Origin of the sequence: Treponema parvum (assembly GCF_017893945.1) — a bacterium.
GTDB lineage: Bacteria > Spirochaetota > Spirochaetia > Treponematales > Treponemataceae > Treponema_D > Treponema_D parvum_A.
On sequence record NZ_CP054257.1, the window covers coordinates 701,983 to 726,252 of the forward strand.

Annotated in this window: 21 protein-coding genes and 1 pseudogene; 21 read left to right on the plus strand and 1 reads right to left on the minus strand. The window is 36.1% G+C overall.

Going from position 1 to position 24,270, the window contains the following annotated elements:
- Positions 1 to 41: 41 nt before the first annotated feature.
- Positions 42 to 1,712 carry an AMP-binding protein gene (locus HRI96_RS03160; protein ID WP_210118078.1) on the minus strand — a complete coding sequence of 557 codons (1,671 nt, stop codon included), beginning with the start codon at positions 1,710 to 1,712 and terminating at the stop codon, positions 42 to 44.
- Between the two features lie 513 nt (positions 1,713 to 2,225).
- Between HRI96_RS03160 and nusG the strand changes: the two genes are divergently transcribed.
- The 21 genes and pseudogenes from nusG to HRI96_RS03265 all read left to right on the plus strand — a co-directional run bounded on the left by nusG (position 2,226) and on the right by HRI96_RS03265 (position 24,255).
- Positions 2,226 to 2,729: a transcription termination/antitermination protein NusG gene (gene nusG, locus HRI96_RS03165; protein WP_256729285.1), complete on the plus strand. Its 504-nt coding sequence runs from the start codon at positions 2,226 to 2,228 to the stop codon at positions 2,727 to 2,729.
- A gap of 270 nt (positions 2,730 to 2,999) precedes the next feature.
- Positions 3,000 to 3,980, plus strand: a pseudogene (locus HRI96_RS03170) (acyltransferase family protein); the annotation flags it as partial.
- A 432-nt stretch (positions 3,981 to 4,412) separates the two neighbouring features.
- On the plus strand, positions 4,413 to 5,162 hold the full coding sequence (locus HRI96_RS03175) for a cytidylyltransferase domain-containing protein (RefSeq protein WP_210118080.1): 750 nt from the start codon (positions 4,413 to 4,415) through the stop codon (positions 5,160 to 5,162).
- Between the two features lie 14 nt (positions 5,163 to 5,176).
- Positions 5,177 to 6,223: an N-acetylneuraminate synthase family protein gene (locus tag HRI96_RS03180; protein ID WP_210118081.1), complete on the plus strand. Its 1,047-nt coding sequence runs from the start codon at positions 5,177 to 5,179 to the stop codon at positions 6,221 to 6,223.
- A 37-nt stretch (positions 6,224 to 6,260) separates the two neighbouring features.
- Entirely contained in the window at positions 6,261 to 6,755 is a 495-nt protein-coding gene (locus HRI96_RS03185; protein ID WP_210118082.1) for a KdsC family phosphatase, read from the plus strand.
- Positions 6,752 to 8,053 carry a DUF4910 domain-containing protein gene (locus HRI96_RS03190; protein ID WP_210118083.1) on the plus strand — a complete coding sequence of 434 codons (1,302 nt, stop codon included), beginning with the start codon at positions 6,752 to 6,754 and terminating at the stop codon, positions 8,051 to 8,053. The genes HRI96_RS03185 and HRI96_RS03190 overlap by 4 nt, the downstream gene beginning before the upstream one ends.
- A gap of 1 nt (position 8,054) precedes the next feature.
- On the plus strand, positions 8,055 to 8,909 hold the full coding sequence (locus HRI96_RS03195; RefSeq protein ID WP_210118084.1) for an AAC(3) family N-acetyltransferase: 855 nt from the start codon (positions 8,055 to 8,057) through the stop codon (positions 8,907 to 8,909).
- Between the two features lie 9 nt (positions 8,910 to 8,918).
- Positions 8,919 to 9,230: a VOC family protein gene (locus HRI96_RS03200; RefSeq protein WP_210118085.1), complete on the plus strand. Its 312-nt coding sequence runs from the start codon at positions 8,919 to 8,921 to the stop codon at positions 9,228 to 9,230.
- 132 nt (positions 9,231 to 9,362) lie between these two features.
- Positions 9,363 to 9,596 (plus strand): acyl carrier protein, encoded by a 234-nt coding sequence (locus HRI96_RS03205; RefSeq protein WP_210118086.1) that lies wholly within the window; start codon positions 9,363 to 9,365, stop codon positions 9,594 to 9,596.
- Positions 9,597 to 11,063 (plus strand): class I adenylate-forming enzyme family protein, encoded by a 1,467-nt coding sequence (locus HRI96_RS03210; RefSeq protein WP_210118087.1) that lies wholly within the window; start codon positions 9,597 to 9,599, stop codon positions 11,061 to 11,063. It abuts the gene before it with no gap.
- Positions 11,064 to 11,072: 9 nt separating this feature from the next.
- On the plus strand, positions 11,073 to 12,194 hold the full coding sequence (locus HRI96_RS03215; protein ID WP_210118088.1) for an iron-containing alcohol dehydrogenase: 1,122 nt from the start codon (positions 11,073 to 11,075) through the stop codon (positions 12,192 to 12,194).
- A 2-nt stretch (positions 12,195 to 12,196) separates the two neighbouring features.
- Complete coding sequence (locus HRI96_RS03220) at positions 12,197 to 14,680, plus strand: LuxE/PaaK family acyltransferase (RefSeq protein WP_210118089.1); 2,484 nt, start codon at positions 12,197 to 12,199, stop codon at positions 14,678 to 14,680.
- 36 nt (positions 14,681 to 14,716) lie between these two features.
- Positions 14,717 to 15,514, plus strand: coding sequence for a glycosyltransferase family 2 protein (locus HRI96_RS03225; RefSeq protein ID WP_210118090.1), 798 nt, complete (start codon positions 14,717 to 14,719; stop codon positions 15,512 to 15,514).
- Positions 15,507 to 16,289 carry a polysaccharide deacetylase family protein gene (locus HRI96_RS03230; protein WP_210118091.1) on the plus strand — a complete coding sequence of 261 codons (783 nt, stop codon included), beginning with the start codon at positions 15,507 to 15,509 and terminating at the stop codon, positions 16,287 to 16,289. The genes HRI96_RS03225 and HRI96_RS03230 overlap by 8 nt, the downstream gene beginning before the upstream one ends.
- Before the next feature lie 230 nt (positions 16,290 to 16,519).
- Positions 16,520 to 18,352, plus strand: coding sequence for a peptidoglycan bridge formation glycyltransferase FemA/FemB family protein (locus HRI96_RS03235; RefSeq protein WP_210118092.1), 1,833 nt, complete (start codon positions 16,520 to 16,522; stop codon positions 18,350 to 18,352).
- 13 nt (positions 18,353 to 18,365) lie between these two features.
- On the plus strand, positions 18,366 to 19,136 hold the full coding sequence (gene rfbF / locus HRI96_RS03240; RefSeq protein ID WP_210118093.1) for a glucose-1-phosphate cytidylyltransferase: 771 nt from the start codon (positions 18,366 to 18,368) through the stop codon (positions 19,134 to 19,136).
- Positions 19,121 to 20,239: a CDP-glucose 4,6-dehydratase gene (gene rfbG / locus HRI96_RS03245; RefSeq protein ID WP_210118094.1), complete on the plus strand. Its 1,119-nt coding sequence runs from the start codon at positions 19,121 to 19,123 to the stop codon at positions 20,237 to 20,239. The genes rfbF and rfbG overlap by 16 nt, the downstream gene beginning before the upstream one ends.
- A complete protein-coding gene (locus HRI96_RS03250; RefSeq protein WP_210118095.1) occupies positions 20,236 to 20,676 on the plus strand; it encodes a dTDP-4-dehydrorhamnose 3,5-epimerase family protein in 441 nt (146 codons plus the stop codon). The genes rfbG and HRI96_RS03250 overlap by 4 nt, the downstream gene beginning before the upstream one ends.
- On the plus strand, positions 20,676 to 21,614 hold the full coding sequence (locus tag HRI96_RS03255; RefSeq protein ID WP_210118096.1) for an NAD-dependent epimerase/dehydratase family protein: 939 nt from the start codon (positions 20,676 to 20,678) through the stop codon (positions 21,612 to 21,614). The genes HRI96_RS03250 and HRI96_RS03255 overlap by 1 nt, the downstream gene beginning before the upstream one ends.
- 179 nt (positions 21,615 to 21,793) lie before the next feature.
- Positions 21,794 to 22,768: a glycosyltransferase family 2 protein gene (locus HRI96_RS03260; RefSeq protein ID WP_210118097.1), complete on the plus strand. Its 975-nt coding sequence runs from the start codon at positions 21,794 to 21,796 to the stop codon at positions 22,766 to 22,768.
- A 149-nt stretch (positions 22,769 to 22,917) separates the two neighbouring features.
- On the plus strand, positions 22,918 to 24,255 hold the full coding sequence (locus tag HRI96_RS03265) for an MATE family efflux transporter (RefSeq protein WP_210118098.1): 1,338 nt from the start codon (positions 22,918 to 22,920) through the stop codon (positions 24,253 to 24,255).
- The last annotated feature ends 15 nt before the right edge of the window (positions 24,256 to 24,270 follow it).

Below are 24,270 nucleotides of genomic sequence, written 5' to 3' on the forward strand. Positions count from 1 at the left end.
ATATTTCCTGCAACGTCGCATTTTAAGGATCGATTTTTTTCTTAAACTTCCTTTTCAGTATCTTTTTCTCTTATTTCAACGCGGCGGATTTTGCCGCTGATCGTCTTAGGAAGTTCGCTTACAAACTCTATTACGCGCGGCCTTTTATACGGAGCCGTATGATGTTTGACAAAATCCTGCAGATCAAGTTCCAGCTTTTTCGTAGCCTCGTATCCGGCTGACAAAACCACCGTCGCTTTTACAAGCTGTCCGCGCCTTATGTCCGAAACGCCCGTAACGGCGCACTCGAGTACGGCCGGATGTTTTTGCAAAACGCTTTCAACTTCGAACGGACTTATTCTGTATCCCGCACTCTTTATTATATCGTCATTTCGGCCTATAAACCAGATAAAACCGTCTTCGTCCATTTTTGCAGTATCCTTCGTATGATACCAGCCGCTTTTAAAAACTTCTTCCGTCAACTGTTTGTCTTTGAAGTATCCTGTAAAAAGCCCGAACGGGTGATTGTTTTTTAAATTGATAACGATTTCACCTGTTTCACCGGGCTTGCAGGGCTGCCCGTCGGGATCCACTACGGCAACTTCATATCCGGGGGCTGGTTTGCCCATGGAACCGGGCTTAGGCGTCATGCCGGGGAAGTTTCCGCATATGACCGTGCTTTCGGTTTGACCGTAAGCTTCAAACATTTTTATTCCCGTCTGTTCATAAAAGCGGTCAAACACTTCAGGATTTAGGGCTTCGCCTGCAGTTACGCAGTATTTAAGAGAAGACAGATTGTATTTTTTAAGGTCCCGCCTTATAAGATAGCGGTATATCGTAGGCGGAGCGCAAAAGGTGTTAATCTTGTATTTTTCAATTTTGTGAAGTATGACGTCAGGTTTAAAAGCTAACATGTCAAAAGTGAATACCGCCGATCCTGCCAGCCATTGACCGTATAATTTTCCCCAGACGGCTTTTCCCCAGCCTGTTTCGGCTATGGAAAGATGCAGCCCGTCGTCTATAACGTTTTGCCAATATTTTGCGGTTATTATGTGGCCGAGCGGATACAAAAAATTATGGGCTACCATTTTGGGATAGCCTGAAGTTCCCGACGTAAAATAAAGGAGCATGGGATCTTCGTTGTGAGTGGCCTTATCGCCTTGGGGGCGGGGAAAATCTTCGGGATACTTTTCAAATTCCTTTGAAAAACAAATCCAGCCTTCTCTTTCTTTCCCGATCGTTACGAGCGATTTTACCGTAGGAGAATTGGGCATAGCCTTTTCGATTTCATTTTGCACGTCTTCATCGTCAAGCGAAACGATCATCTTTATGGCCGCGGCGTTATTTCTGTATTCTATATCCGGCTGAAGCAGTAAAACGGTGGAAGGAACTACCATCGCGCCTATCCGATGCAGCGCGAGCATAAAATACCAAAACTCGTATCTTCGCCTTAAGACGAGCATTACGGCGTCGCCTTTTTTTATTCCGTGGGCGGATAAAAACTGTGCGGTTTTTTTCGAGGCTGCGGACATCTGCGCAAAGGTAAAGATTTTTTCTTCATTGTCGTCGCACCACACAAGCGCTCTTTTTTCGGGGGTTTCACGCGCATAACGGTCAACTATGTCATAGCTGAAATTGAAATTTTCAGGCGTCTTTATCTTAAAATTCTCTTTCAGATCTTCATAGGTTTGAAAATCTCGAGCTTCCGTTATGTATTCCTTGTATAGGTTCATCAGTAATTCTCCCGTGTTTTCTTAGATTTTATAAAATAATTTTTTTAACAATTTTGCAAGATCGACAAAGATTTGTACAAAATGCGCACAAAATGCGTCGTCCCGGAAAACTCAAATCTTTCTGCAATGCCGCATTTTAAAAATTAATTATAGCCGATAATTTCTTTAACGGATATCCCTTTTATATTTGACACCGATAAAAAGAAAAGGTTGCAGTGGAATAGGGGAAAAAGGCAAGGATTTTTCATGCTGAAGGAAGCACTGTATCGACAGAAAATTTAAGTTGAATTTATTTATTTGCAGTGCTATAACCCTTGATACATTAAAGCATGATAAAGAAGTTTATAGGCAACTTGCCCGCGAAATGTATTGATATTTTTATGTTAGGAAAAACGCTTCTTATGATCTTTTACGATTTGAAGATCTAATGAGTGGATTTTAGGAAAATTTAACGGAACAAAAACTATGCGCACCTCTGGTTCCGTTTATTATGTGTGGGAGGCAGAAAGTGTTATGGAATATTACTGTATAATGATTTTTACAGGTGAGGAAAAAAACTTTAAAGAAAAAGCAACTGAAATATTAAAAGAGAAATATCCTTCTGTAAATTTCTATTATTTTCAAAGAAAAATGTATACCGAAAAACGCGGTTGGTTTCTGGGGACTCTTTTCACGGGATATTTATTTTTCCAAATCGAAGAATTGACGGCAGATTTTTTTACCGAACTCCGTGCAATAAAAGGTTTTTGCAGAATTTTACGAGATAATCGGAAGCCGACCAGAATAACAGGATCCGCATTAGAAGAATTGAAATTCCTGATAAAAAACGGCGAAGTCTTAGGAGTTTCAAAGGTACAGTTTCTTCCCAATCAAAAAATAAAAGCAATAGCAGGCCCCTTTGTAGGATATGAGGGCAATATTGTCAAAGTCAATCAAAAACAAAAACGAATTACAGTCCGTTCTTTGCTTATAGATAACGGGCTGACATTTGATTTAAAGTATGAAGATGTGGAGTAGTTTTTTTAAGCAATTTTTGAATAAACGATAAATTGACGATAAGAATAAACCGTGCTACCATACTGATAATTTAATTGCAAACTGTTTACGAAGGGAGCTTGTCCCATAAATAAGCGCAATGTCTATACACTCCGAGAAATGCGGGGAGAGAACCGCTCCGTTATGGAGATATCGTTTATGTCGACGGTTTTTACTGGAAGAGAAGAATATGATTTTTAAAACTACTATACATACGAGCGGGGGGGGGGGGATAGCAGAAATCACTTCCTAGACACACTCAAAGGAATCTGTATTATTTTTGTGATTCTCACCCATTATAATTGGACGAGTGATCAAAGTTTGAAAATGTTGTTTCCGTATATGATTTACATGGCGGTGCCGATTTTTATGGTAATTTCTGGCTATGTGTATTACCTGTCTTTTCAGAAAAACAAAATTGAACATTTTGAATCCGCATATACACCTGCATTTCTATTTCCCAAAGTAATCCGCTATACTGTTCCATTTGTAATGGCTATGGCAGTAGAGTTTCTTTTTCTTGTTATGATGCACAAGTTGAGCTTATCCTTTTTCGGCGGCGTCCTCCGTGGCGGAAACGGGCCGGGCAGTTATTATTTTCCTATAATGATTCAATTTCTGCTCATTTATCCGGTTATTTATTTTGCAATTCAAAAGCATGGAATAAAAGGATTTTTCGCTTGTCTTGCTGTAAATGCTTTGTATGAATTCTTCCAAAGAATCTATTGGGTGGATGCGGAATTATACAGACTTTTGGTTCTTCGTTATATTTCGGTAATAGCATTTGGCTCTCTGCTTGCTTCTGAGCATAAAGGGGAAATTAAGACAGTGCATAAAATAATTGCATTTTTTATGGGTGTTGTATTTCTTTTTATAGAAGCATACACTTCATATTCTCCAAAAATCATAATTCATTGGACAGGTACGTGTTTCCTTGCAACACTTTATATTCTTCCGATTTGCTGCTTCTTATTTGAAAAATGCAGGAATGTAAGGATTGCTCCGCTTGAATTGGCAGGAAAAGCTTCATTCAACATATTTCTGACACAGATGCTGTTTTTTGTTTATGCGGGACAGATAAGCGGAAAGATTTTCGCAAATGTTCAAAATCAGTATGTATTAACGGTGCTTCAGAATCTTTTCAATATTTTAGTTTGTGTGATTTTTGGTATCTTGTTTTATAAAATAGAAAATAAGCTTACATCGGAACTCCTAAAATCATTAAAAAAATGAGAGTTTAGTCTTTTTATAGAAATCAATTTTTACAGCTACTGTTTAAAAAGTTTATGTAATAATATATTGAACGTATATGATGTAAATAACTGGAAGATGCACTTGAAGCGCTGGAGACGAAACGGAAATACGAAGGATATTTTTATAGCATAAGAGAGATGTCGTTTTATTTTATATTTAGCCGTCTTATGAAAACTCTTGCGATTTATTATCGGTTTTAGATAAAAGTTGATTTTCGTAAAGTCTGTCTGCTAACAATAGTAATTGTCCGAACTTCGTGGTATACTTATTCCTGTCTGTAATTGCTTATGTGGTGTGTCTTTGCATTCTAACTTAACTATATTACAAATCACAGACTTAAAAAAATGCTTATTTTATCTTTGATAATAGTGAAAAGAGATAGAAATAATTAGTATATAGGTTTTTTTAATAATGAATAAAACAGGAATTATAATTCAAGCTCGTACGGGCTCAACTAGATTACCCAACAAGATGTTGCTATCTTTTTTTGATGAAAAAACAATTCTTGATATTATAATAAGTAGAATCAACAAACAGCAATTTAATATACCAATTATAATAGCAACGTCTAAAAATTCCAAAGACAAAGAAATTGTCAAAATTGCAGAACGAAATAATGCTTCATATTATTGTGGTGATGAAAATGATGTTTTGAATCGTTTTATTTGTGCGGCAAATTTTTTTTCTTTAGATTCTGTAATCAGAATTTGTGCTGACAATCCTTTCCTTAGTATGAATTATCTTAAAAAATTAATCGATTACAAAAATATAAATTCTTCAGATTATATATCTTTCATTACCAAAGATGGTACTCCATCGATAAAAACTCATTTTGGTTTTTGGGCGGAATACATAACATTAGATGCTATGAAAAGAATTCAGTCTCTTACAAACAATACATTATATCATGAACATGTAACAAATTTTGCATATACAAATCCAGAAATCTTTTCCTTATATTTTCTAGAGATAGATGATTTTGTTGAGAATTCTGGAATTCGTTTAACAGTTGACACAATAGATGATTTTAATAACGCAAAAAATATTTATAAATTATTATCAGAAAACAAGAAAGAAATGGAACCTCAAAATATTATTCCTCTTATTTCGGAAGCAATGAAGATAAATATGAAAAATCAAATATTATCGAATTCAAAATAATAGGAGTTTTTAATATGGATTATACATACATAATTGGCGAGATAGGGCAGAATCATAATGGTTCTGTTGATATTGCAAAGGTGATAATTGATTTAATTTCTCGTCCGGTGGTACAGGAAGAATTTAATTTGACATTAAAGCCTATGAATGCTGTCAAACTTACAAAAAGAGACTTATATGAGGAATTGTCGGATTCTCAAATGAATCATCCATATGTAAATGAAAACTCTTTTGGGGCAACTTATGGCGAGCATCGCGCAGCTCTTGAGTTATCAGATGAACAGCACTTTGAAGTATATAAATATGCGAAATCAAAAGGGCTTGATTTTGTAGAAACCTTATGTGCAAAAGGATGTCTTTCGTTATTAAAACTATTTACGCCTGATTATTTAAAAGTAGCTAGTAGAGATTTGACAAATCTTCCTTTACTTGAAGCTATGGCAGAAACAAAAATTCCGATAATTTTATCTACGGGAATGGCAGGTAAAGAAGATTTGGATAATGCTTTATCTATTATTACAAAATACCATGATGATATTTCGATTTTACATTGTGTATCTCAATATCCTACAAATCCAAATAACTTAAACTTACTTACAATAAAATATTTGCAAGAAAACTATGGAAAATATACAATAGGTTTTTCAGATCATACTATTGGTATTTCTGCACCTGTCGCTGCTGTTGCAATGGGGGCTAAAATTATTGAAAAACACATAACAATTGATCGAAGAATGAAAGGTACGGATCAGAAAGGATCTCTTGGTCCAGATGGTGTAAACCGTATGATTCGTGATATCCGTTTGACAGAACTTTCACTGGGGAAAAATGCACTGTTTATCGAACCGTCTGTAGAATCTGCGCGTATAAAATTGGAACGCTCAATTGCAACAAAGCATGATATGAAAAAGGGGGATGTTATTAATATTGGTGATATACATCTTCTTAGCCCTGGTGATGGATATAAATGGATTGATAAAGATAAAGTAATAGGTAAAAGACTTGTAAAAGATATAAAAAAGAATGAGATAATTTATAAAGACATGATTCAAAACATATAAAAGCAGTAAAGTATAACTGTTGCATGAGAAAAAGATTATGTTAAAGATAAAATTGGTTATAACTGATATAGATGGTGTATGGACCGACGGTGGAATGTACTATGACCAAACTGGTAATGAATGGAAGAAATTTAATACTGCAGATAGTTTAGGGGTGCTTTTGTGTCATAAATTGAATATTCCAATAGCTATTATTACAGGAGAAAAAACAGAGATCGTGAAACGACGTGCTGAAAAATTGAAAATAGATTATCTGTTTGATGGTGTAAATGACAAACTTGCGGTTGCCAGTGGTTTATGTCAAAAACTTGGAATAACATTTGATCAGGTGGCTTTTATTGGTGACGATATAGGTGATTATAAACTTTTAAAAGCTGTTGGCGTATCTGGTACTCCTAAAAATGCAAGTAAGCAAATAAAAAAAATTGTTGATATTCGGTGTAAGAAAAGTGGAGGGCAGGGGGCATTTAGAGAATTTATTGAATGTCTATATGGGGAAAAAATAGTAGAAAGCTTGTTTGAGGATTTATGAAAGAGGGTGAAAAGGCTTATGATATTGCCGTAAGGATTTTTCCTATTTGCCGAAGCATTACAGGAAATGGTGTTCGGCAGACTTTACAGATATTAAAGGAGTACCTGCCAGAAATAGAGATAAAAGAAGTTTCATCCGGTACTAAATGCTTTGATTGGACTATACCAAAAGAATGGAATATTAGCGATGCGTATATAGAAAAGTCCGATGGTTCTCGTATTCTTGATTTTAAGGATAATAATCTTCATGTGATAGGGTATTCTACACCGGTAGATAAATATGTAACTCTAGCTGAGTTGAAGTCTGTTGTGTATACGCAGGCAGATCAGCCAGATGTTATTCCATATATCACTTCGTATTATAAAGAACGATATGGCTTTTGTATGTCGCAAAAACAAAAAGATTCTCTTGAAGAAGATAATTATCATATTGTTATAAAATCCTCGTTGAATGAAAACGGAAGTTTAACATATGGAGAGTGTATTATTTCTGGAGGAAGTAAAAAAGAAATCTTAATTTCAACATATATTTGCCATCCATCCATGGCGAACAACGAATGTTCAGGGCCGGCAGTTTCTGTCATTCTTGCAAATTCAATAAAGAAAATGATTGAAGAAAAAAAACTTAACAAATATACATTTAGGTTTTTATTCATTCCAGAAACTATTGGCTCAATTATGTATCTGAGTAGCCATTTAGAATACTTGAAACAAAACGTGATATCAGGGTTTAATCTTACTTGCGTAGGCGATGATAGAACTTATTCCTTTGTACATACCCGATACGCTGATACTATAACGGACAGGTTGCTAGAGAATGTTTTGTCCTTTCATTATCCGGACTACAAGGCGTATTCCTTTCTGGAACGTGGTTCAGATGAAAGACAGTATAATTCTCCTGGTGTTGATTTGCCTATATGCACATTCAGTAGATCTTTGTTTCGTAAGTATCCGGAATATCATACTTCTGCGGATAATCTAGGGCTTATTTCACCTGCAGGGTTACAAGGTTCGTATGATGTTATTATGAAATGTATTATTGCATTGGAATATAACGAAAAATATAGAATTAATTGTTTTTGCGAGCCCCAATTAGGTAAGCGTGGTTTATATCCTACTGTGAGCCAGAAGGGAACTTATGATGCTGTAAAAGCTCTTACGGATTTTATTGCTTATGCTGATGGCAGAAATGATTTGATTGATATAAGTAACATTATAAAATGTCCGTGTGAAGAAATTATTGAATATATAATAAAACTGCTTAATGCAAAATTGCTTCATAAAGAAGAGGGGTTTTAATATGAACAATTTTTGCTCTGGTTTGAAAGAAGCATTAATCGAATTAGGTATCAAAAAAGATGATTATCTTTATGTATCGTCAGATGTTAGATTTTTTTTGTTTTCAGCAATGAGAAATTACGGTACTTCAGAAGAAGTTATTGGAACTGTTTTGAATGAATTAACAAATGTTTTGCAAGAAGCCGTCGGCAGCGAAGGGACTCTTTTATTTCCTGTTTTTTCATGGGATTTTTGCAGTGGCAAGGGATTTGATTATTATAAAACACAAGGCGAAGTTGGAGCTTATTCAAATTGGATATTGAACAAGCGAAAAGATTTTAAGCGAACTCAACATCCGCTTTATTCTTTTATGGTATGGGGTAAAAAAACAGATTTATTTTGTAATATGAATAATCAAGATGCTTGGGGCGTTGCTTCACCTTTTTATTATTTAATGAAAAATGGCGGAAAACAGTTAGAGTTTAATTGTGAAGCTTTTAAAGGTCTTACCTATATTCACTGCATAGAACAGTGGGTAAAAGTTCCATATCGTCATCATAAGTATTTCTTTGGTAAATATACGGATGCAAATGGTGATACGGAAATTCGTTCTTATTCAATGTATTGTAGAGACCTTGAAGTTTCTGAATGTACAAAGACAACAAATAAATATCTAATTGATAATGGTGCAGCAAAAGAAGTTGTTTGGAATGGTAATAAACTTACACTTATTGATATTTCAAAGTGTTATGATGTTACTAAAAAAGATATTGTAGAAAACAATGGAGAAAATACTCTTTGTTTTAAAAACTATAATTTTGATTATAATAGAAAACAAACGCTTCCTTATGAGATAAGTAAAATTCCGGAGGATTAAGAAGTTTATATGCTGAAAATGCACCACATAGGTGTTGTCGTAAATAATATAGAAACAACCGCCAAACATTATTTGAAAGATATCGGTGGTTTTACTCAGTCAGCGGTTTTCTTTGATGAAAAGCAGGGAATAAATATACAATTCCTATACCCGGTTGATAAAACTGGACTACCGGTTGAGTTAATACAGCCTGTGTCAGAAAAGAATCCTGTTGCTAATATTTTAAGAAAATCCGGGGTTTCACCATATCACATATGCTATGAAGCCGATGACATAAAGGAAGAATATAATAAACTTCGTGGGGGGGGTACGTATGTATAGGGGCGTTTTTTGAGGGAGTGGCTCACGAAGGAAGAATATGTGTTTTTTTATATCATAATGAAATGGGACTTTTGGAACTTGTAGAGTCTAAAAAATAAATATTTTGTAGTTGTGAATTAGGAGTAATTAATTATGAGTCTGTTGGAAGAGGTGAAAACAATTATTGCCGACAACCTTAAAGTTGATGTTTCTGTTTTATCAGAAGATACTGCAATTGGTGATTTTCCTGAATGGGACAGTCTCCATCATCTGCAGATTGTCGCTGCGATTGAGCAAAAATATGGATTTCAGTTTGAGCCTGATGTGCTTATGGATCTGGAAGATGTCAGTGATATCGTGAATGCGGTTGAAAAACGAACAAAATAAATGAAAAGTATAGCCGAACAGATTTTTTCTTATGCTCTGTCTGCCCCCGACAAGGTCGCCGTCTCTGATGGAAAAAGAAGTATTTCTTATTCTGAGCTTACCTCAGATATTCTTTTTGCCACGGCTGTTCTTGAAAAAGAATGCAAACTGCATAAAGGGGATTGTGTCATTCTTGCATCTGCAAAGGAACTGGAGTTTGTAAGCGTATATTTTGCCTGTCACCTTTGCGGTGCAATTGCCTTGCCGATAGATCCTGAGACAAATGAAAAAAGACTTTCGGTTATATGCGGTAAGACATCACCAAAACTGGTCGTAGGATTGAACAGACAGACTGAATACAGAACCTTGCCTTTTGACAAGTTTATCAGGACTGATTTAACAAAGTTTGGATCCAGTATGTCTGATATTAAATTTCCTGATGCCGAGAGTATTGCTGATATTATCTTTACAACGGGAACCACCGGAGTGCCAAAGGGCGTGACACTTACCCATAAAAACATATCAGCTGCAGCCCGCAATATCAATAGTTTTATAAAAAACTCGACAGACGACGTAGAGCTCCTTGCTCTGCCTGTTTCTCATTCGTTCGGACTTGGAAGATTAAGGTGTGTTCTTTCGAACGGACAGACCCTTGTCTTGCTCGGAAGTTTTGCTAACATGAGGCGTTTCTTCCGGTATATTGATGAGTTTAAGGTAACCGGTTTTGGAATGGTTCCTGCAAGCTGGGCTATGATTAAGAAACTCAGCGGTAACAAGATTGCTGATTTTGCGGAACAGCTTAATTATATTGAAATAGGGTCGGCTCCGATGCCGCTTGAAGATAAAGAACTCCTGTGTTCATTGCTTCCGAAAACAAGAATCTGCATGCACTACGGACTTACGGAAGCTTCCAGAAGTGCCTTCATGGAATTCCATTCTGAAAATAACCGATTTGAAACTGTGGGTAAAGAAACTCCTAATATGCATATAAGCATTTGTGATGAGAAAGGAAATAAGCTCCCTGTTAATACAGAAGGTGAAATTTGTGTTGAAGGCGATGCTGTAACAAACGGCTACTATCAGGAAAAGGAAATTACTGCGAAAAGTTTCTGGGGAAAGAAATTTCGAACGGGAGATTGGGGGCATCTTGATGAAGAAGGCTACCTTACATTAAAGAGCCGAAAAAAAGAGTTGATAAATGTAGGCGGAAAAAAGGTGAGCCCGATAGAAGTTGAAGATGTTCTGAAATCGTTTGATTTTGTTAAAGATTGTGCCTGCATTGCAAGTCCAGACCCGAATGGTGTTCTTGGTGAAGTAGTAAAGGCATTTATAGTGACTGATGAACCTGAGAAAGTTACAGCCGGGAATATGTTGAATCTGATAGGGAAACAACTTGAAACATATAAGATTCCTGTTCAGTATGAAGTAATAGAGTCTATACCGAAGACTTCTTCTGGTAAGATTCAGCGTCTTTTGCTAAAGAGGTAGGAATTTTATATGTGGCAACCGCAGTCATTTTATGGCAAATATTTATTAGACCAGCCTGTAATATTCATGGGTGAAAATTCAATAAAAGGTTTGTATAACTTTCCCGGAAGTAGATTTGCTATAATCCACGGAGAAAATGTAAAATTTGATAAAGAAATTTTTCAGAAAGCATTTAAAGCATTTGACGTGAAATTCATTACAAAAAGCTGGAAAAACGAGCCTACCTTAGAAGATCTTAAAGGAACTCTTTGTGAGCTTGAAGCGTTTTTGCCTGATGTTATTGTTTCGATTGGTGGCGGTTCAGTAATTGATGGGTGCAAAATATGCCGGCTTTTTTATGAATTTCCATACTTTGATATTGAAAAACCGAATTTCAATTTCTTAAGTTTCAAAACAAAATTTATTGCAGTTCCTACAACGGTGGGAAGTGGGGCGGAAGCTTCTTCTGCGGCTGTTTTATTCAATGCTGCATTAAATAAAAAAGAGATGGTCGTTCATAATTTGCTTAGACCCGATGTAGTCGTTCTTGAACCTTCATTTATAGAAAGCTCTGATAAAACATTTGTATTTTCTTCTGCCCTTGACGGCATTGCTCATATTGTGGAAGGGTATGTTTCGAACATGGATAACCCTCTTTCCGATATGCTTGCAGAAAAAGGTTTGCAAATATTTTATGAAGAATTATTAAAGGAGGATTTTTGCAGTATTGATTTCTTAAGACTACAATACGCATGCTATCTCGGTGGAATCATTCAGAATCACTGTATCGTTGGTGCTGCACATGCAATAGCACATCAGCTTACGGGATTCGGTTTTCCCCATGCTAAGGCAGTAGGGCTTCTGTTGGATTCTGCAATAAATGAGAATTCAAAAGACGTAAAAACAAAAGAGAGATATGAAACTTTATTCAGACATTGCGGAATAAAATCAACGAAAACCTTTATGATTTTTCTACAGAAAATGACTGCATTTTCTATTGATGAACCATTGCAGAAAAAAATAAAGAAAGTTCTTGAAGAAAATATTAAGAATGATTCGTTTATTCAGAATGTTATAGACGATCGCGGGGGAAAAGGTAATCCTGTTCCTATCACTAAAGAATATATTGAAAACATTGTAAAGGTATTATAAATATGGATTTTTTGACGGAAAAATTATTACAAAATACCCCCTTCTCTTATAATGAAAATGAAAAGAAAAAAGGCGGTTCTTTTTATAATGCAGTAAAAGAAGAACTCTGTTTCCATTATGATAATAATCCTTTATATAAACGTTTTTGTGATAATAAGAAGTTCAATCCACATGATTTTTCAGGTTCTCTTGTTGACATTCCTCCGGTACATGTAGCAGTTTTTAAGGAACTTGGTAAAACTTTAGGTTCTGTTCCAAAAGAAGAAATAAAACTGACATTACAATCTTCTGCTACTTCAGGAGTGCCAAGCAGTGTCCCTATCGATAAAGTTACATCTAAACGGCAGTCAAAAGCGATGGTTAAGGTTGTCGGGGATTTTATTGGAAATGAAAGAAAGCCTTTTCTTGTAATGGACATAGACCCTATGAGCGGTTTTAGGGATATCCTTGGTGCTCGTTTTGCTGCGGTAAGCGGTTATCTGAATTTTGCTTCAAAAGTTGGATATTTCTTGAAGGTAAATGAGAATAATCAGTATTATTTTGATACGGAAGGTATAAAAAAATATATCAAAGAGCTCGACTTAAACACTCCTGCTGTAATCTTCGGTTTTACTTACATTCTCTATTCAGAAGTTGTAAAACCGCTTACGGAAAACGGAGTGAAGTTTGTACTTCCGAAAGGTTCTAAAATCATTCATATCGGCGGATGGAAGAAGCTTGAAAGCGAGAAAGTAAGCAAAGAAGAATTCAATGCAAAGGCATCTGGGCTTTTTGGAATTGGGCAGAGCGATGTCATAGATATTTACGGATTCACAGAACAGATGGGGCTGAATTATCCGGACTGCAAGTGTGGCTGTAAACATGTACCTCTTTTTTCGGAAGTGATTGTAAGGGATATTGTTTCTAAGGAGCCATTACCGGCAGGTAAAGAAGGTTTATTGGAATTCATAACACCTATCCCACATTCATATCCTGGTAATGCAGTTCTTACAGATGACATCGGAATTATTGAGTCTGGTGAATGTCCTTATGGTAGAAGCGGCACAAGATTTAGAATGCTCGGCCGTCTTAAAAAAGCTGAGGTGCGTGGGTGCGGCGATATTCTTTCAAGCAAGCTGAAATTTATTGATGAGAAAATATCTGTATCATCATCAGAAACAGGAATTTTTAATATTGAATTCTTCTCCGGGAATGTAGATACATCTTTTGAACCTAAGGAACAGTTGGAATCCATAATCAGTGCTTTAAAAAAAAGTCTTAGCTGGCTTAGGAAACAGCCTGTAGATGCATTGATAGGTCTTATAGGACAGGTTTCTAAGAAATGGGGAGCATCGAATAATCCTGATATGGTTGCGCTTCGTGAACGTGGAACTGGATTTTTAAGCAGTTGGTGCAATCCGGAACATCTTACGAAAATTGCGACGGAAGGTTTGCATGGAAACAGAATGTATGCAGACACATTCCTCCCTGTAGATGATTCAAAAGTTCAGTACATGAAGGCTACGTCAAAAGGTCTTGTTTGTCACTGGCTTGCAGGAAACGTCCAAGTGTTGGGTATGTTTGCACTTGTAGAAAGTATAATAACCAAGAATGTAAATTTGTTGAAAGTTTCCTCAAAAGATAAAGGCGTTTTCACTTCTCTGCTAAAGGCATTTGAGGGAGAAGTGTTTACGACAAAAGGCGGTTGTACGATTAAAGGTGATGACCTGTTGAAGACAGTCGCCCTTGTTTATTTTGATCACGGGAATGATGAACTTGGCAAAATCATGTCATTGAATGCAGATGCAAGGATCTCATGGGGAGGGAAAGATGCCGTTATGACCGTTGCAGGCTATCCAAGCAGATTTGATTGCGATGATATAATAATGGGACCGAAGCTTTCCTTTTCCGTAGTTGCTAAAGAAAAGTTGGATGACGATCATGCGGTAAAAAAACTTGCAAGGAAAATTGCCGTGGATGCAAGTGTGTTCGACCAGACTGGCTGTGCTTCTACACATAATATATTTGTAGAAAGCGGCGGAAAGATAAGCCCTGAGCAATTTATAGATTATCTTGCGGAAGGTATGAAGAAAGCTGCCGTTCAGATCCCAAAGGCGGAGATGTCTCCTGAACAGATTTCTTCAATTCATTCAGTTCGTGGAATATATGACTTCAAGGGAAGGGTTGTTGGTTCGAATGATTCTACTTGGACCGTGCTTTACAGTGAAGATTCAAATCTATGTGCCCCTGTCTATTCAAGAGTACTTTTTGTTCATCCTGTGGAAAACATAAATGAGGCACTTCCTTATGTGGACGATAACATTCAGACAATCGGCATGGCGGCTCATGGAAGAAAGGCTTTGGATTTTGCAATCAAAGCTGCTGAAAAAGGCGCAATGCGTTTTCCAGACTGTGGGAAAATGCTGAATTTTGAATCCCCTTGGGACGGTATGTTTATAATGGAAAGGCTTGTAAAGTGGAATACATTGGGCGGACCGCTCGTGTAATAGTTATATTATAATAATTAAATAAATTTTTGGTCTATGAGTAAACCTTTAATTTCTATTATTATTCCCGTTTATAATGCAGCTCAATATTTGGACGACTGTGTTAGTTCGGTTTTGTCACAGACATATCAGAATTTTGAGATTATCCTCTGTGATGATTGCTCCATTGATAATTCCAGGGAAGTTTTAAAAAAATACGAAAGTAACCCAAAATGCAAAGTATTATACAATGAAAAAAATATGCACCAGGCAGCTACACGAAACCGATGTATAAAAGAAAGTTCCGGTGAGTATATCGTAATGCTTGATTCAGACGATGTTTCTACTCCTGATAGAATTGAAAAGTTGCTTGCAGCTTTTGAAGATAATATAGATTTTGTAGGTAGTGCATGTTTCCTTTTTGATGATAATGGAAAATACGGTTCATGGCATTTAAATATTACTTATCCCCAAAGGAAAGATTTATTAAAAGGCATACCTTTTGTTCATGCTTCCATTATGTTCAAAAGAGAGGTTTTGAATGCTGTTGACGGCTATAGGATAAGCAGTGAAACCGTGCGTGGTGAAGATTATGATATGATAATGCGTATGTACGCGGCAGGTTTTCAAGGAAAAAATATTGATGATGAACTGTATGGATATAGGGTCGATAAAAACTGCTATGCAAGGCGGACATTTAAAGCCCGCATTGATGAAATAGTAATACGATTCAAAGGGTACAAGGCCAATCATATTTTATTTCCGTTTGGATTATTGTATATGTTTAAGCCTGTTCCTGCATACTTTTATCAATTATTGCAAATTAACATTCTAAAGCAAAAAAATTATGACTAAAATTGTTTTTTCATTTGATGACGGGCGTGAAGATAACATTAAGGTAATCCAAGACGTTTTTGTAAAAAAATCTATTCCGGCTACTTTCAATATTACAACAGATTATATTTCAGATATTCTTTTGCCAAATGAAAAACCTTGTGTAAATAAAGCTCTTTCAAAAGAACAGTTGATGCAAATTGCAAATTATAAGCTAGTTGAAATTGCAGGACATGGTAAAAAACATTCAAACGACTGTATGAATCTCATAGATGGAGTCTGTGAATTACGAGAGTGGCTTCCAAATAACAAAATATGTGGAATTGCAAGTCCGTATTCGCAGGCAAAAATCCAAGAATTGATAGCTGATAAAAGTAAATATATAAGTTATAATATTTCATATATTCGTCTTGGTGATAGAATTACATCATTTCGTTTTATAAAGAAAGTCCTGCGCAAGTTTAATCGTATGTTCTTTCATATTCCTTTAATTTTTGAATGGGTTCATGAACAGACGTTTGTGGATGAGTCTGATGATTTTATTTTATACAGCGTGCCGATTCTTCATTCGGATACTGTTGCAGAAATTACAGCTCTTATTCGCAGAGCTGTAAAAAAAGATAAAAGTCTAATACTTATGTTCCATAGTGTTCTACATAAAGGCGACCCCGAATATAACAGCAACTGGTCATGGGATTGGGATAAATTTGAAACGCTCATCACAAAAGTAAAGGATATGCAGCATCAGAAATTCTTAAAAGTGGTTACAACTAAAGGTTTAATGTTAGGGAATTGAATATGTTTTTATGTTCAACGCTTCCGTCATGGAAGCAGATTTTTATAAATAAAAATTCTTCAAAAACATTGTTTTGGGAAAACAAGCCGTCGCTTTTGTTCCCTGAATCGTGTGTTTCTTTGCGTTTATTGTTTTCTGTCTACAGGCGGCTGAACAACAAAGAGCGCGTCCTGATATATCTTCCTGACTATTTTTGCGACCAGACCATCCAGTCTTTTAGGGAAAACTGGATGGATTTTTATTATTATCCGATAGGGGAAGATTTGGAACCGCAGTGGAAAGCGGTTGAAGAGTATGCTAGAGGTAACTGTATTGCCCCTGATTTTTTTGTGTTTGTACATTATTTCGGCATGGAAAAAAACGTCAGTCTTGCGGCTGATTTTTGTAAGCGACATAATATTCTACTTATAGAAGACTGCGCTCATGTATTGCTCGCAAAGGGGAAAATCGCTTCTAAAGGAGATTTTGTCATATTCAGCCCGCATAAGCAGATTCCTATTTCTGACGGTGCAATTCTTGCGTATAATGAGTTAGAGAAGACTGTGGAACTGTGGAATTCGCTTAAAGAAGAATATAAAAATTTGCCCTGCAGACCTAAAAATAACCGTTGGTATGTAAAGAAAGTTATCCAGAAACTGTTCAAAGCCCATCGAAAGCTTCCTTATTATTCGGGTGTCCATTTAGGCAGCGGAAATATAGAACGCGTGTCCGTCGAAAGAGTCTCTAAAAAATCGGAAAACGTTTTACGTTCTTTTTATGATTATATTGAACTCAAAAAAATCTGCTATGTCCGTCGTGATAATCTTAGCATGATGAATTATCTTATTTCTAAAATAGACAAAACGATTCTTCCTGTAAGTGATGAGCAGACTTTTGCGCCGTATTATGCGGTTTTTTCATTAAAAAATACAACTGATAAAAAGCAAGCTGTTCAGAATCTTATTGCAAGAGGATTTCCCGTACTTCACTGGCCGGACTTGCCGCGTGATATTATGGACAAACGCGCTGAACATGAAACTGCGTTTGCACTTTCTGAAGACATTATAACAATTCCAATTCATCAGGATATTACGCCTCAAAAAATCTGCAAGACGCTTGGAAAGCCTTTTTTGATTAAGCCTCGGAAAACCGAATTCCAGATTATATGGAATAAATGCACAAAAGAAGAATGGGAAAATTTATTGGAAAGAGTAGATGGTAGCAACATTCCGCAGGACTGGACATATGGAGAAGCAAAGCGCGATGTTGAAGGTTGGGCTCTTAATCGGGCTATCATTCAGACTGCTGACGGCAAAAGCATCGGACTCATACAAATGCTTACCAAAAAAGTGTTTAACATCCCTGTTGCTTTCCGGGTGAACCGCGGACCTCTTTTCCTGCACGAATACAATACGGTAGATAATCATCTTCAGGTAATGGAAACCATTAAAAAAGAAATAGCCGGTATAAGACCTGTGTTTTATGCGCCAATGATATGTTTTTTTCCGGAAAACAATTTGGAAATTTTCAGTTATAAATGGAATGTATCAAATATGTTAGGCTTTCCCTCAGGAACAATTGATTTAACGATTCCTGAGGAGCAGATTAGAAAATCTTTTGACAGCAAGTGGCGTAATCAACTGGTCGCCGCCGAAAAAAATGACATTGCGGTTATCAACAATTCTGAAAATTTTGTCGACCTTGTAAAAATCTATAGCAAAGACAAAGCCGAGCGCGGATATGATGGAATCCCGAATAATATTCTTGAATACTTGAACCAAAATGAAAATGTGTTAGATGTTTATTCCGCCTACGATTCAGAAGGAAGTTTACTTGGTTTTGACATTTTTTATATGCATGGACAAACTTCAACCTACCTTGTAGGATGGAACAGTGCAGACGGCAGAAAATACTGTCTTAATAATTTGCTTTTATATAAGGCGATTGTCGGCGCAAAAGCCAAAGGAATGCAGATCTTTGATTTAGGCGGTATTGAAGATATTTACACTGAAAACGTTGCTAAATTTAAGCGGGGTACAAAACCGATGGAGTATAGACTCGTCGGGGAATTTGTAAGATTGTAATTAGGATAAATATATGAAAGCTGTAATATTAGCAGGCGGTTATGGAACACGTCTTAGCGAAGTAACTAATGTTATTCCGAAGCCGATGGTAGAAATTGGCGGTAAACCTATACTTTGGCACATTATGAAAATCTACAGCCATTATGGGATAAAAGATTTTGTGATTTGCTGCGGCTACTTGCAATATGTTATAAAAGAATACTTTTGCAATTATTACCGCCACAACAGTGATATGCTTGTGGATTTGTCAAACAATGATACAACGATTCTTGATAGCCATTCAGAAAATTGGAAGGTTTCGCTGATTGATACCGGTCTTAATACAATGACAGGCGGGCGCATTAAACGTATTCAAAAATATATCGGTTGTGAACAATTCTGTCTTACTTACGGTGATGGTGTTGCTGATATTGATATAGCGAATACGATTCGCTTGCATAACGAGTCAAAAAAAACTTTGACAATGACTGCTTATCAGCCTGGCGGTCGATTGGGAGTCCTTGATATTGGAGAAGACAATTTTCTTAAATCATTCGTTGAAAAACCTGCGGAAACAGGAACTTGGATAAATGCAGGATTTTTTGTTTGTGATCCGGAGATATTCGATGTTTTGCATGGGGATAATGAAATGTTTGAGCAGGAACCTATGCAGCGATTGGTAAAAGAGCAGAAGATTCATGTATACAAACATACCGGTTTTTGGAAGCCGATGGATACCCTACGTGATAATAAAGAATTGAATAAATTGTGGGATGAAAATAAAGCTCCATGGAAGGTTTGGTAAAAATGCCGTTCAATAATATATTCAATGAAAAAAAAATCCTCATAACCGGTAATACAGGGTTCAAAGGGAGTTGGCTTACAACATGGCTTCTCAATCTTGGCGCTGATGTGTACGGTTATTCTTTAAATATTCCGACTGAACCTGCAATGTATGAAGTTATCGGTCTGGATAAAAAAATACACCGGCATTTCGGTGATATTCGTAATCGGGAAGAATTCAATTCTTTTGTGCAGAAAGTTAAACCGGATTTTATTATTCACTTGGCAGCACAGGCGCTTGTTCTTACTTCGTACAAAGAGCCTCTTGATACAATCACAACAAATGTGACAGGAACCGCCGTTGTTTGCGAGGCAATAAGAAAAATTACATGGAATTGCACTTGTATACTCATTACAAGCGACAAGGCTTATGATAATGTGGAATGGATTTGGGGGTATCGTGAAACAGACCGTCTTGGAGGAAAGGACATTTATTCCGGTTCAAAAGGTGCCGCCGAACTGGTTATAAAAAGTTACTGGCATTCATTTATAAAAGATATGCCGAATATTAAATTCGGTGTAACACGAGCCGGTAATGTAATCGGCGGAGGAGACTGGGCAAGGGACAGAATTATCGTCGACTGTGTAAAATCTTTTTCCGAAGGAAAAACTGTTGAAATCAGAAGTCCCAAAGCAACTCGCCCATGGCAGCATGTTCTCGAACCACTGAGCGGCTATCTTACACTTGCTTGGCAGCTTGCAGAAGGAAAATGTGAAAGCGGAGAGGTATATAACTTTGGTCCCCGTGCCGAGCAGACCAAAACGGTATTCGAACTTGTACAGGATCTTGCAGAACTTTGGGGATTGGATAAGAACAATGCCGCTAAATTAACCGGTAATGTACCGTTCCATGAAGCAAATCTTCTTAAACTTAACTGTGATAAAGCTCAGGCTTATTTATATTGGCATTCAACTTTACATTATGAAGAATGTGTACGTTTTATTGCCGAATGGTACAAGGCTTTTTATCTAGAAAAAGACAAAGATTTGTATTTTATTACACAGAATCAGATTTCTGAATATGTAGCTAAAGCAAAAGAGCAGAATCTGGAGTGGGCTCTATGATCGAAGGAGTAGAACTCTACCCTTTAAAGCATATTAGCGTTCCTAACGGCGATGTTTTTCACGCCTTAAAATGCACAGATGAAGGTTTTGCAGGATTCGGCGAGGCGTATTTTACGCAAATAGAAAGCGGAAAAGCAAAAGGTTGGAAACGCCACAACCACATGACACTGAATCTTGTCGTCGTTTATGGAAAGGTAAAGTTTGTAATATATGACGACCGCGAAAATAGCAAAACAAAAGGGCAATTTGAAGTTATAACTCTTTCTCCTACTGAAAATTACCAGCGGCTCACTGTAGCTCCGGGGCTTTGGATGGCATTCTATGGTGTAGCCATGACAACATCAATGCTCATGGATATTATTCCTGAACCGCATAATCCGGCCGAAGCTGATAAAAAAGAATTATCGGAAATTACTTTTGATTTCGAGGAATATTGATGAATACTATGCAATATACTAGTACGGGGAATGGGGTACTCATTACGGGTGCTAACGGTTTTTTAGGAAAAAATCTGATTAGAGAATTTTTCTTGTCTGAAAAACGAGTTATAGCTGTTTGTAATTCTTTGGATGATGAATTTAAGAATAATCAGAAAATGTTATGGATAAATCCAGAAGGAAGAAATCCAATAGATCTGCAGCATGACATAAAGAATGAAAATATCTCTTGTATATATCATTTAGCATGGGGTGGAACAAGTGGAAATAAGCGCGGAGATTATGAAACCCAGATAGATAATATTAAACTTGCCTGTGATTATGTTCGTCTTTGTGAAACCATAGGATGTAAAAGATTCATATATGCATCAAGCATAAATGAAGTAGAAACTTATGAGTATTTGAAATCCGATGGAATTTCCCCGGGGGGTGGCTATATTTATGGCTCGGCAAAACTTGCGGCACATCTAATGGCTGAAGTTGTTGCTTATCAGTCAAAAATAGATTTTATTCCATGCCTTATAACTAACGTCTATGGGGCGGGAGAAAAATCTGCCAGACTAATAAATGATTCTGTGAGAAAACTTATAAGAGGTGAGCATTGTTCTTTTTCAGCCGGGAATCAGACCTACGATTTTATTTATATTACAGATGCAATAAATGCAATAATTGCCGTTAGTGAAAAGGGAAAACCTTTTACGCAGTATTATATAGGAAGCGGAAACCCAAAACCTTTAAAAGAGTTTCTTTGGGAAATGAAAGAAGTTGTTTCTCCTTATGCTGTTTTAGGTTTGGGAGAACTGCCTTTTAATGGAAAAGATATAGATTACAGACAATTTAATTTAGACGGTGTTTTAAGAGATACAGGATACAAAAATCAAATATCATTCAAGCAGGGAATACAGTTAGTTTTAGATTCTATTAAGAATGAAGAATAACACAAGTACCCCTTGCTAAAGGGAATTATGGATATAATAGTCAGCGATTCGACAGATTATATAGATAGAAACTTAATTCGATTTCTTTTAACACAAGGGCTTTGAAAGATATAGGATATGAGAGAAAATATATTTTTTCAGACGGAATAAAAGAAATGCGATAAGGATAAAATCGAACTATGGAAAATTCCAAAATCAGTGTAATAATGTCAGTATATAATGGCGCTGAGTTTTTGCGAGAAACAATAGAGAGTGTACTGAAACAAACTTATACAAATTTTGAATTTATAATTACTGATAACGCAAGTACTGATAAAACTGTTAGCATTATAAGATCATATAATGATAACCGCATAAAACTTACTGTAAATGAAGAAAATAAAGGGTATGTTGCAAACCTAAATTTTATGATTAAAGAAGCAGCAGGAAAATATATTATTAGACAAGATGCAGATGACATAATAAGGAAAAGCAAATTCGAAAAACTTTTTGAATATATGGAGACTCATCCTTCTGTCGGTGCCTGTGGTTATTATGTCACTGTTTTCGGTACTTATAAAGGAAAAATAAGGCAGGAGCTAAGTAATAAAAAAATTCGCGCTGCAATGCTGTTTGAAAATCAGATGGATAGCCTTTCAATTATCCGTGCTTCGCTATTCAAGGATTATGATTTAAGTTTTGAAGAAAGTTTAATTCCGGCTGAAGACTATAAATTTTGGTTTGAAGTAATGAAACATAGCAAGTTAGCAAATATCCCTTGTTTTTTGCTTGATTATAGAATTCATGGGACGAACACTAGTATAGAAAAAAAAGAGCAGGGAGACAGAAATAGATTAGCAGTTCAACTACAGATTTATGAATATCTTTTTAATCAAAAGATAACGGAAGAAACAAAAGAGATATTAAAGCTGCTTTATATATCCAATAATTGTTCAGAAGAAGTATATAAGAAAATTATAGCATGGCTGGAACAAATTGCATGTTTTGCAAAAACCGGTAAGCAAATCGACGAAGAAACATTCCTATATTATATGGCAAGAAGGTGGTTTATATTTTGTATTCATAATAAAAAATTGTATTTTTTTAAGCCAAAGTTTATAAAACTTGCTCAGCTATTACGATTTATTTATGATCTGTTACGGAAAAAAATATAAAGATGATATCATCTAAACAAGAATCCTTTTTCTACCGCTATATCGTAAAAATATTCAGTTCCGTGCTGATAGCATTGCTGAATGTAATTGTTCAGCTGCTTTTGCCGCGTGTTTTTTCAATTGAAGAATATGGCTATTATTCATATAACTTGAATGTTTTTACTTCAGTTGTAACGATATTTAATCTTTCTGCTTCAGATGCTCTGGTATCAAAATTTTCTAAAAATAATGAAGAAAACGGCTATGTTGTCTTTTATCTTCGTTTCTCTACGCTAGTCTCTTTTGTTTTAAATATCGGGGTTTTATTGCTTTTTCCGACGCATCTTGTACATAATTCTTTTGCGGGGCAAACCTTGTGCATAATGCTTCTTGGCTTGAATGCGGCAATCGTTAGAAAACTGCTTACGGATATCGTTGCCGTTTTTGATGCAATGGCACTTTCCAGATTGCCGGCTTTCTGGCAAATTGTACAGAAAATTCTTATTACAATAGGCGTTGTCGGCGGATATTTTGCCGGAATCCTAAATCTTTTTGTTTTTTATATTTTACAAATTACAACCGTTTTATTTGTTTCTGTATTGCTTGTTTTTGTTTTCTTTTATTTAAATAAGGCTCGATTCAACTTTCCGGCTAAAAAGTCTATTTTTGAGTACATAGGTGAATTTCATGTTTTTTGCCGCCCATTGATTTTTGCCACTGTGTTTGCGCAGATAATTATCATAATAAAAAACTGGGCGCTTATGCATTGGTCAGGGATAGCGAGCTCAGCTTTGTTTGGCGCCGCCTGGCAGTTAAATATTGTTATCAGCTATGTGTTTTCGCCGTATGCGGAATTGATGAAGCGGGAATTCGCAGTCATTCATGATAATAAAGATATGCTGCGGCATAGAATGCAACAGTCTTTAAAAATTATGGCATGGCTGATTTCTTTTCTCTGCATTTTTATTGCCGTATATGCATCAGATGTGCTTACTGTTTTATTTGGCGATAAATATTCAGGTGCCGTGTTAGTTACCCAGTTAATTATGCTTTACACAGTGTATCAGGCATGGGGACAGATTCTTGGAAGTTTTATGCTTGCCGTTGAACAGACTAAGGCTTCTTCAATAATAAGCGTGATAGGAAATATCTTTTCATTGGTTTTGCTGTATTTTTTTCAATGTCCAAATTTTATCTGGGCTAAGGGGCTTGGTGCAAACGGTATGGGCTGGAGTTATGTTATAGGAAATATTTTTTCTGTTACGTTAATGTTGTGCTTTATTGCTAAAAAAATTAATATGAAGTTTGTTAAACTTTATGTAATTCCTGTTATTTCAATGATCGGATGCTTTAGCATTGCTTTTGTTTCATACATGCTTTTTAGAAAATGTATTCCCGACAGAGGAATGATATTTGCAGTTTTGCGGATTTTATGCGGTGGTTTTCTGTATTGCGGAATACTTATGCTTTTAATGTGGAGATTTCCTCGGATCTTGGGTATAAGATAAAGCTATTTTAACGCA

Coding starts and splice junctions, on each gene's coding strand:
- HRI96_RS03160 (WP_210118078.1), bottom strand. CDS start 1,712: ATGAACCTATACAAGGAATACATAACGGAAGCTCGAGATTTTCAAACC.
- nusG (WP_256729285.1), top strand. CDS start 2,226: ATGGAATATTACTGTATAATGATTTTTACAGGTGAGGAAAAAAACTTT.
- HRI96_RS03175 (WP_210118080.1), top strand. CDS start 4,413: ATGAATAAAACAGGAATTATAATTCAAGCTCGTACGGGCTCAACTAGA.
- HRI96_RS03180 (WP_210118081.1), top strand. CDS start 5,177: ATGGATTATACATACATAATTGGCGAGATAGGGCAGAATCATAATGGT.
- HRI96_RS03185 (WP_210118082.1), top strand. CDS start 6,261: ATGTTAAAGATAAAATTGGTTATAACTGATATAGATGGTGTATGGACC.
- HRI96_RS03190 (WP_210118083.1), top strand. CDS start 6,752: ATGAAAGAGGGTGAAAAGGCTTATGATATTGCCGTAAGGATTTTTCCT.
- HRI96_RS03195 (WP_210118084.1), top strand. CDS start 8,055: ATGAACAATTTTTGCTCTGGTTTGAAAGAAGCATTAATCGAATTAGGT.
- HRI96_RS03200 (WP_210118085.1), top strand. CDS start 8,919: ATGCTGAAAATGCACCACATAGGTGTTGTCGTAAATAATATAGAAACA.
- HRI96_RS03205 (WP_210118086.1), top strand. CDS start 9,363: ATGAGTCTGTTGGAAGAGGTGAAAACAATTATTGCCGACAACCTTAAA.
- HRI96_RS03210 (WP_210118087.1), top strand. CDS start 9,597: ATGAAAAGTATAGCCGAACAGATTTTTTCTTATGCTCTGTCTGCCCCC.
- HRI96_RS03215 (WP_210118088.1), top strand. CDS start 11,073: ATGTGGCAACCGCAGTCATTTTATGGCAAATATTTATTAGACCAGCCT.
- HRI96_RS03220 (WP_210118089.1), top strand. CDS start 12,197: ATGGATTTTTTGACGGAAAAATTATTACAAAATACCCCCTTCTCTTAT.
- HRI96_RS03225 (WP_210118090.1), top strand. CDS start 14,717: ATGAGTAAACCTTTAATTTCTATTATTATTCCCGTTTATAATGCAGCT.
- HRI96_RS03230 (WP_210118091.1), top strand. CDS start 15,507: ATGACTAAAATTGTTTTTTCATTTGATGACGGGCGTGAAGATAACATT.
- HRI96_RS03235 (WP_210118092.1), top strand. CDS start 16,520: ATGGATTTTTATTATTATCCGATAGGGGAAGATTTGGAACCGCAGTGG.
- rfbF (WP_210118093.1), top strand. CDS start 18,366: ATGAAAGCTGTAATATTAGCAGGCGGTTATGGAACACGTCTTAGCGAA.
- rfbG (WP_210118094.1), top strand. CDS start 19,121: ATGGAAGGTTTGGTAAAAATGCCGTTCAATAATATATTCAATGAAAAA.
- HRI96_RS03250 (WP_210118095.1), top strand. CDS start 20,236: ATGATCGAAGGAGTAGAACTCTACCCTTTAAAGCATATTAGCGTTCCT.
- HRI96_RS03255 (WP_210118096.1), top strand. CDS start 20,676: ATGAATACTATGCAATATACTAGTACGGGGAATGGGGTACTCATTACG.
- HRI96_RS03260 (WP_210118097.1), top strand. CDS start 21,794: ATGGAAAATTCCAAAATCAGTGTAATAATGTCAGTATATAATGGCGCT.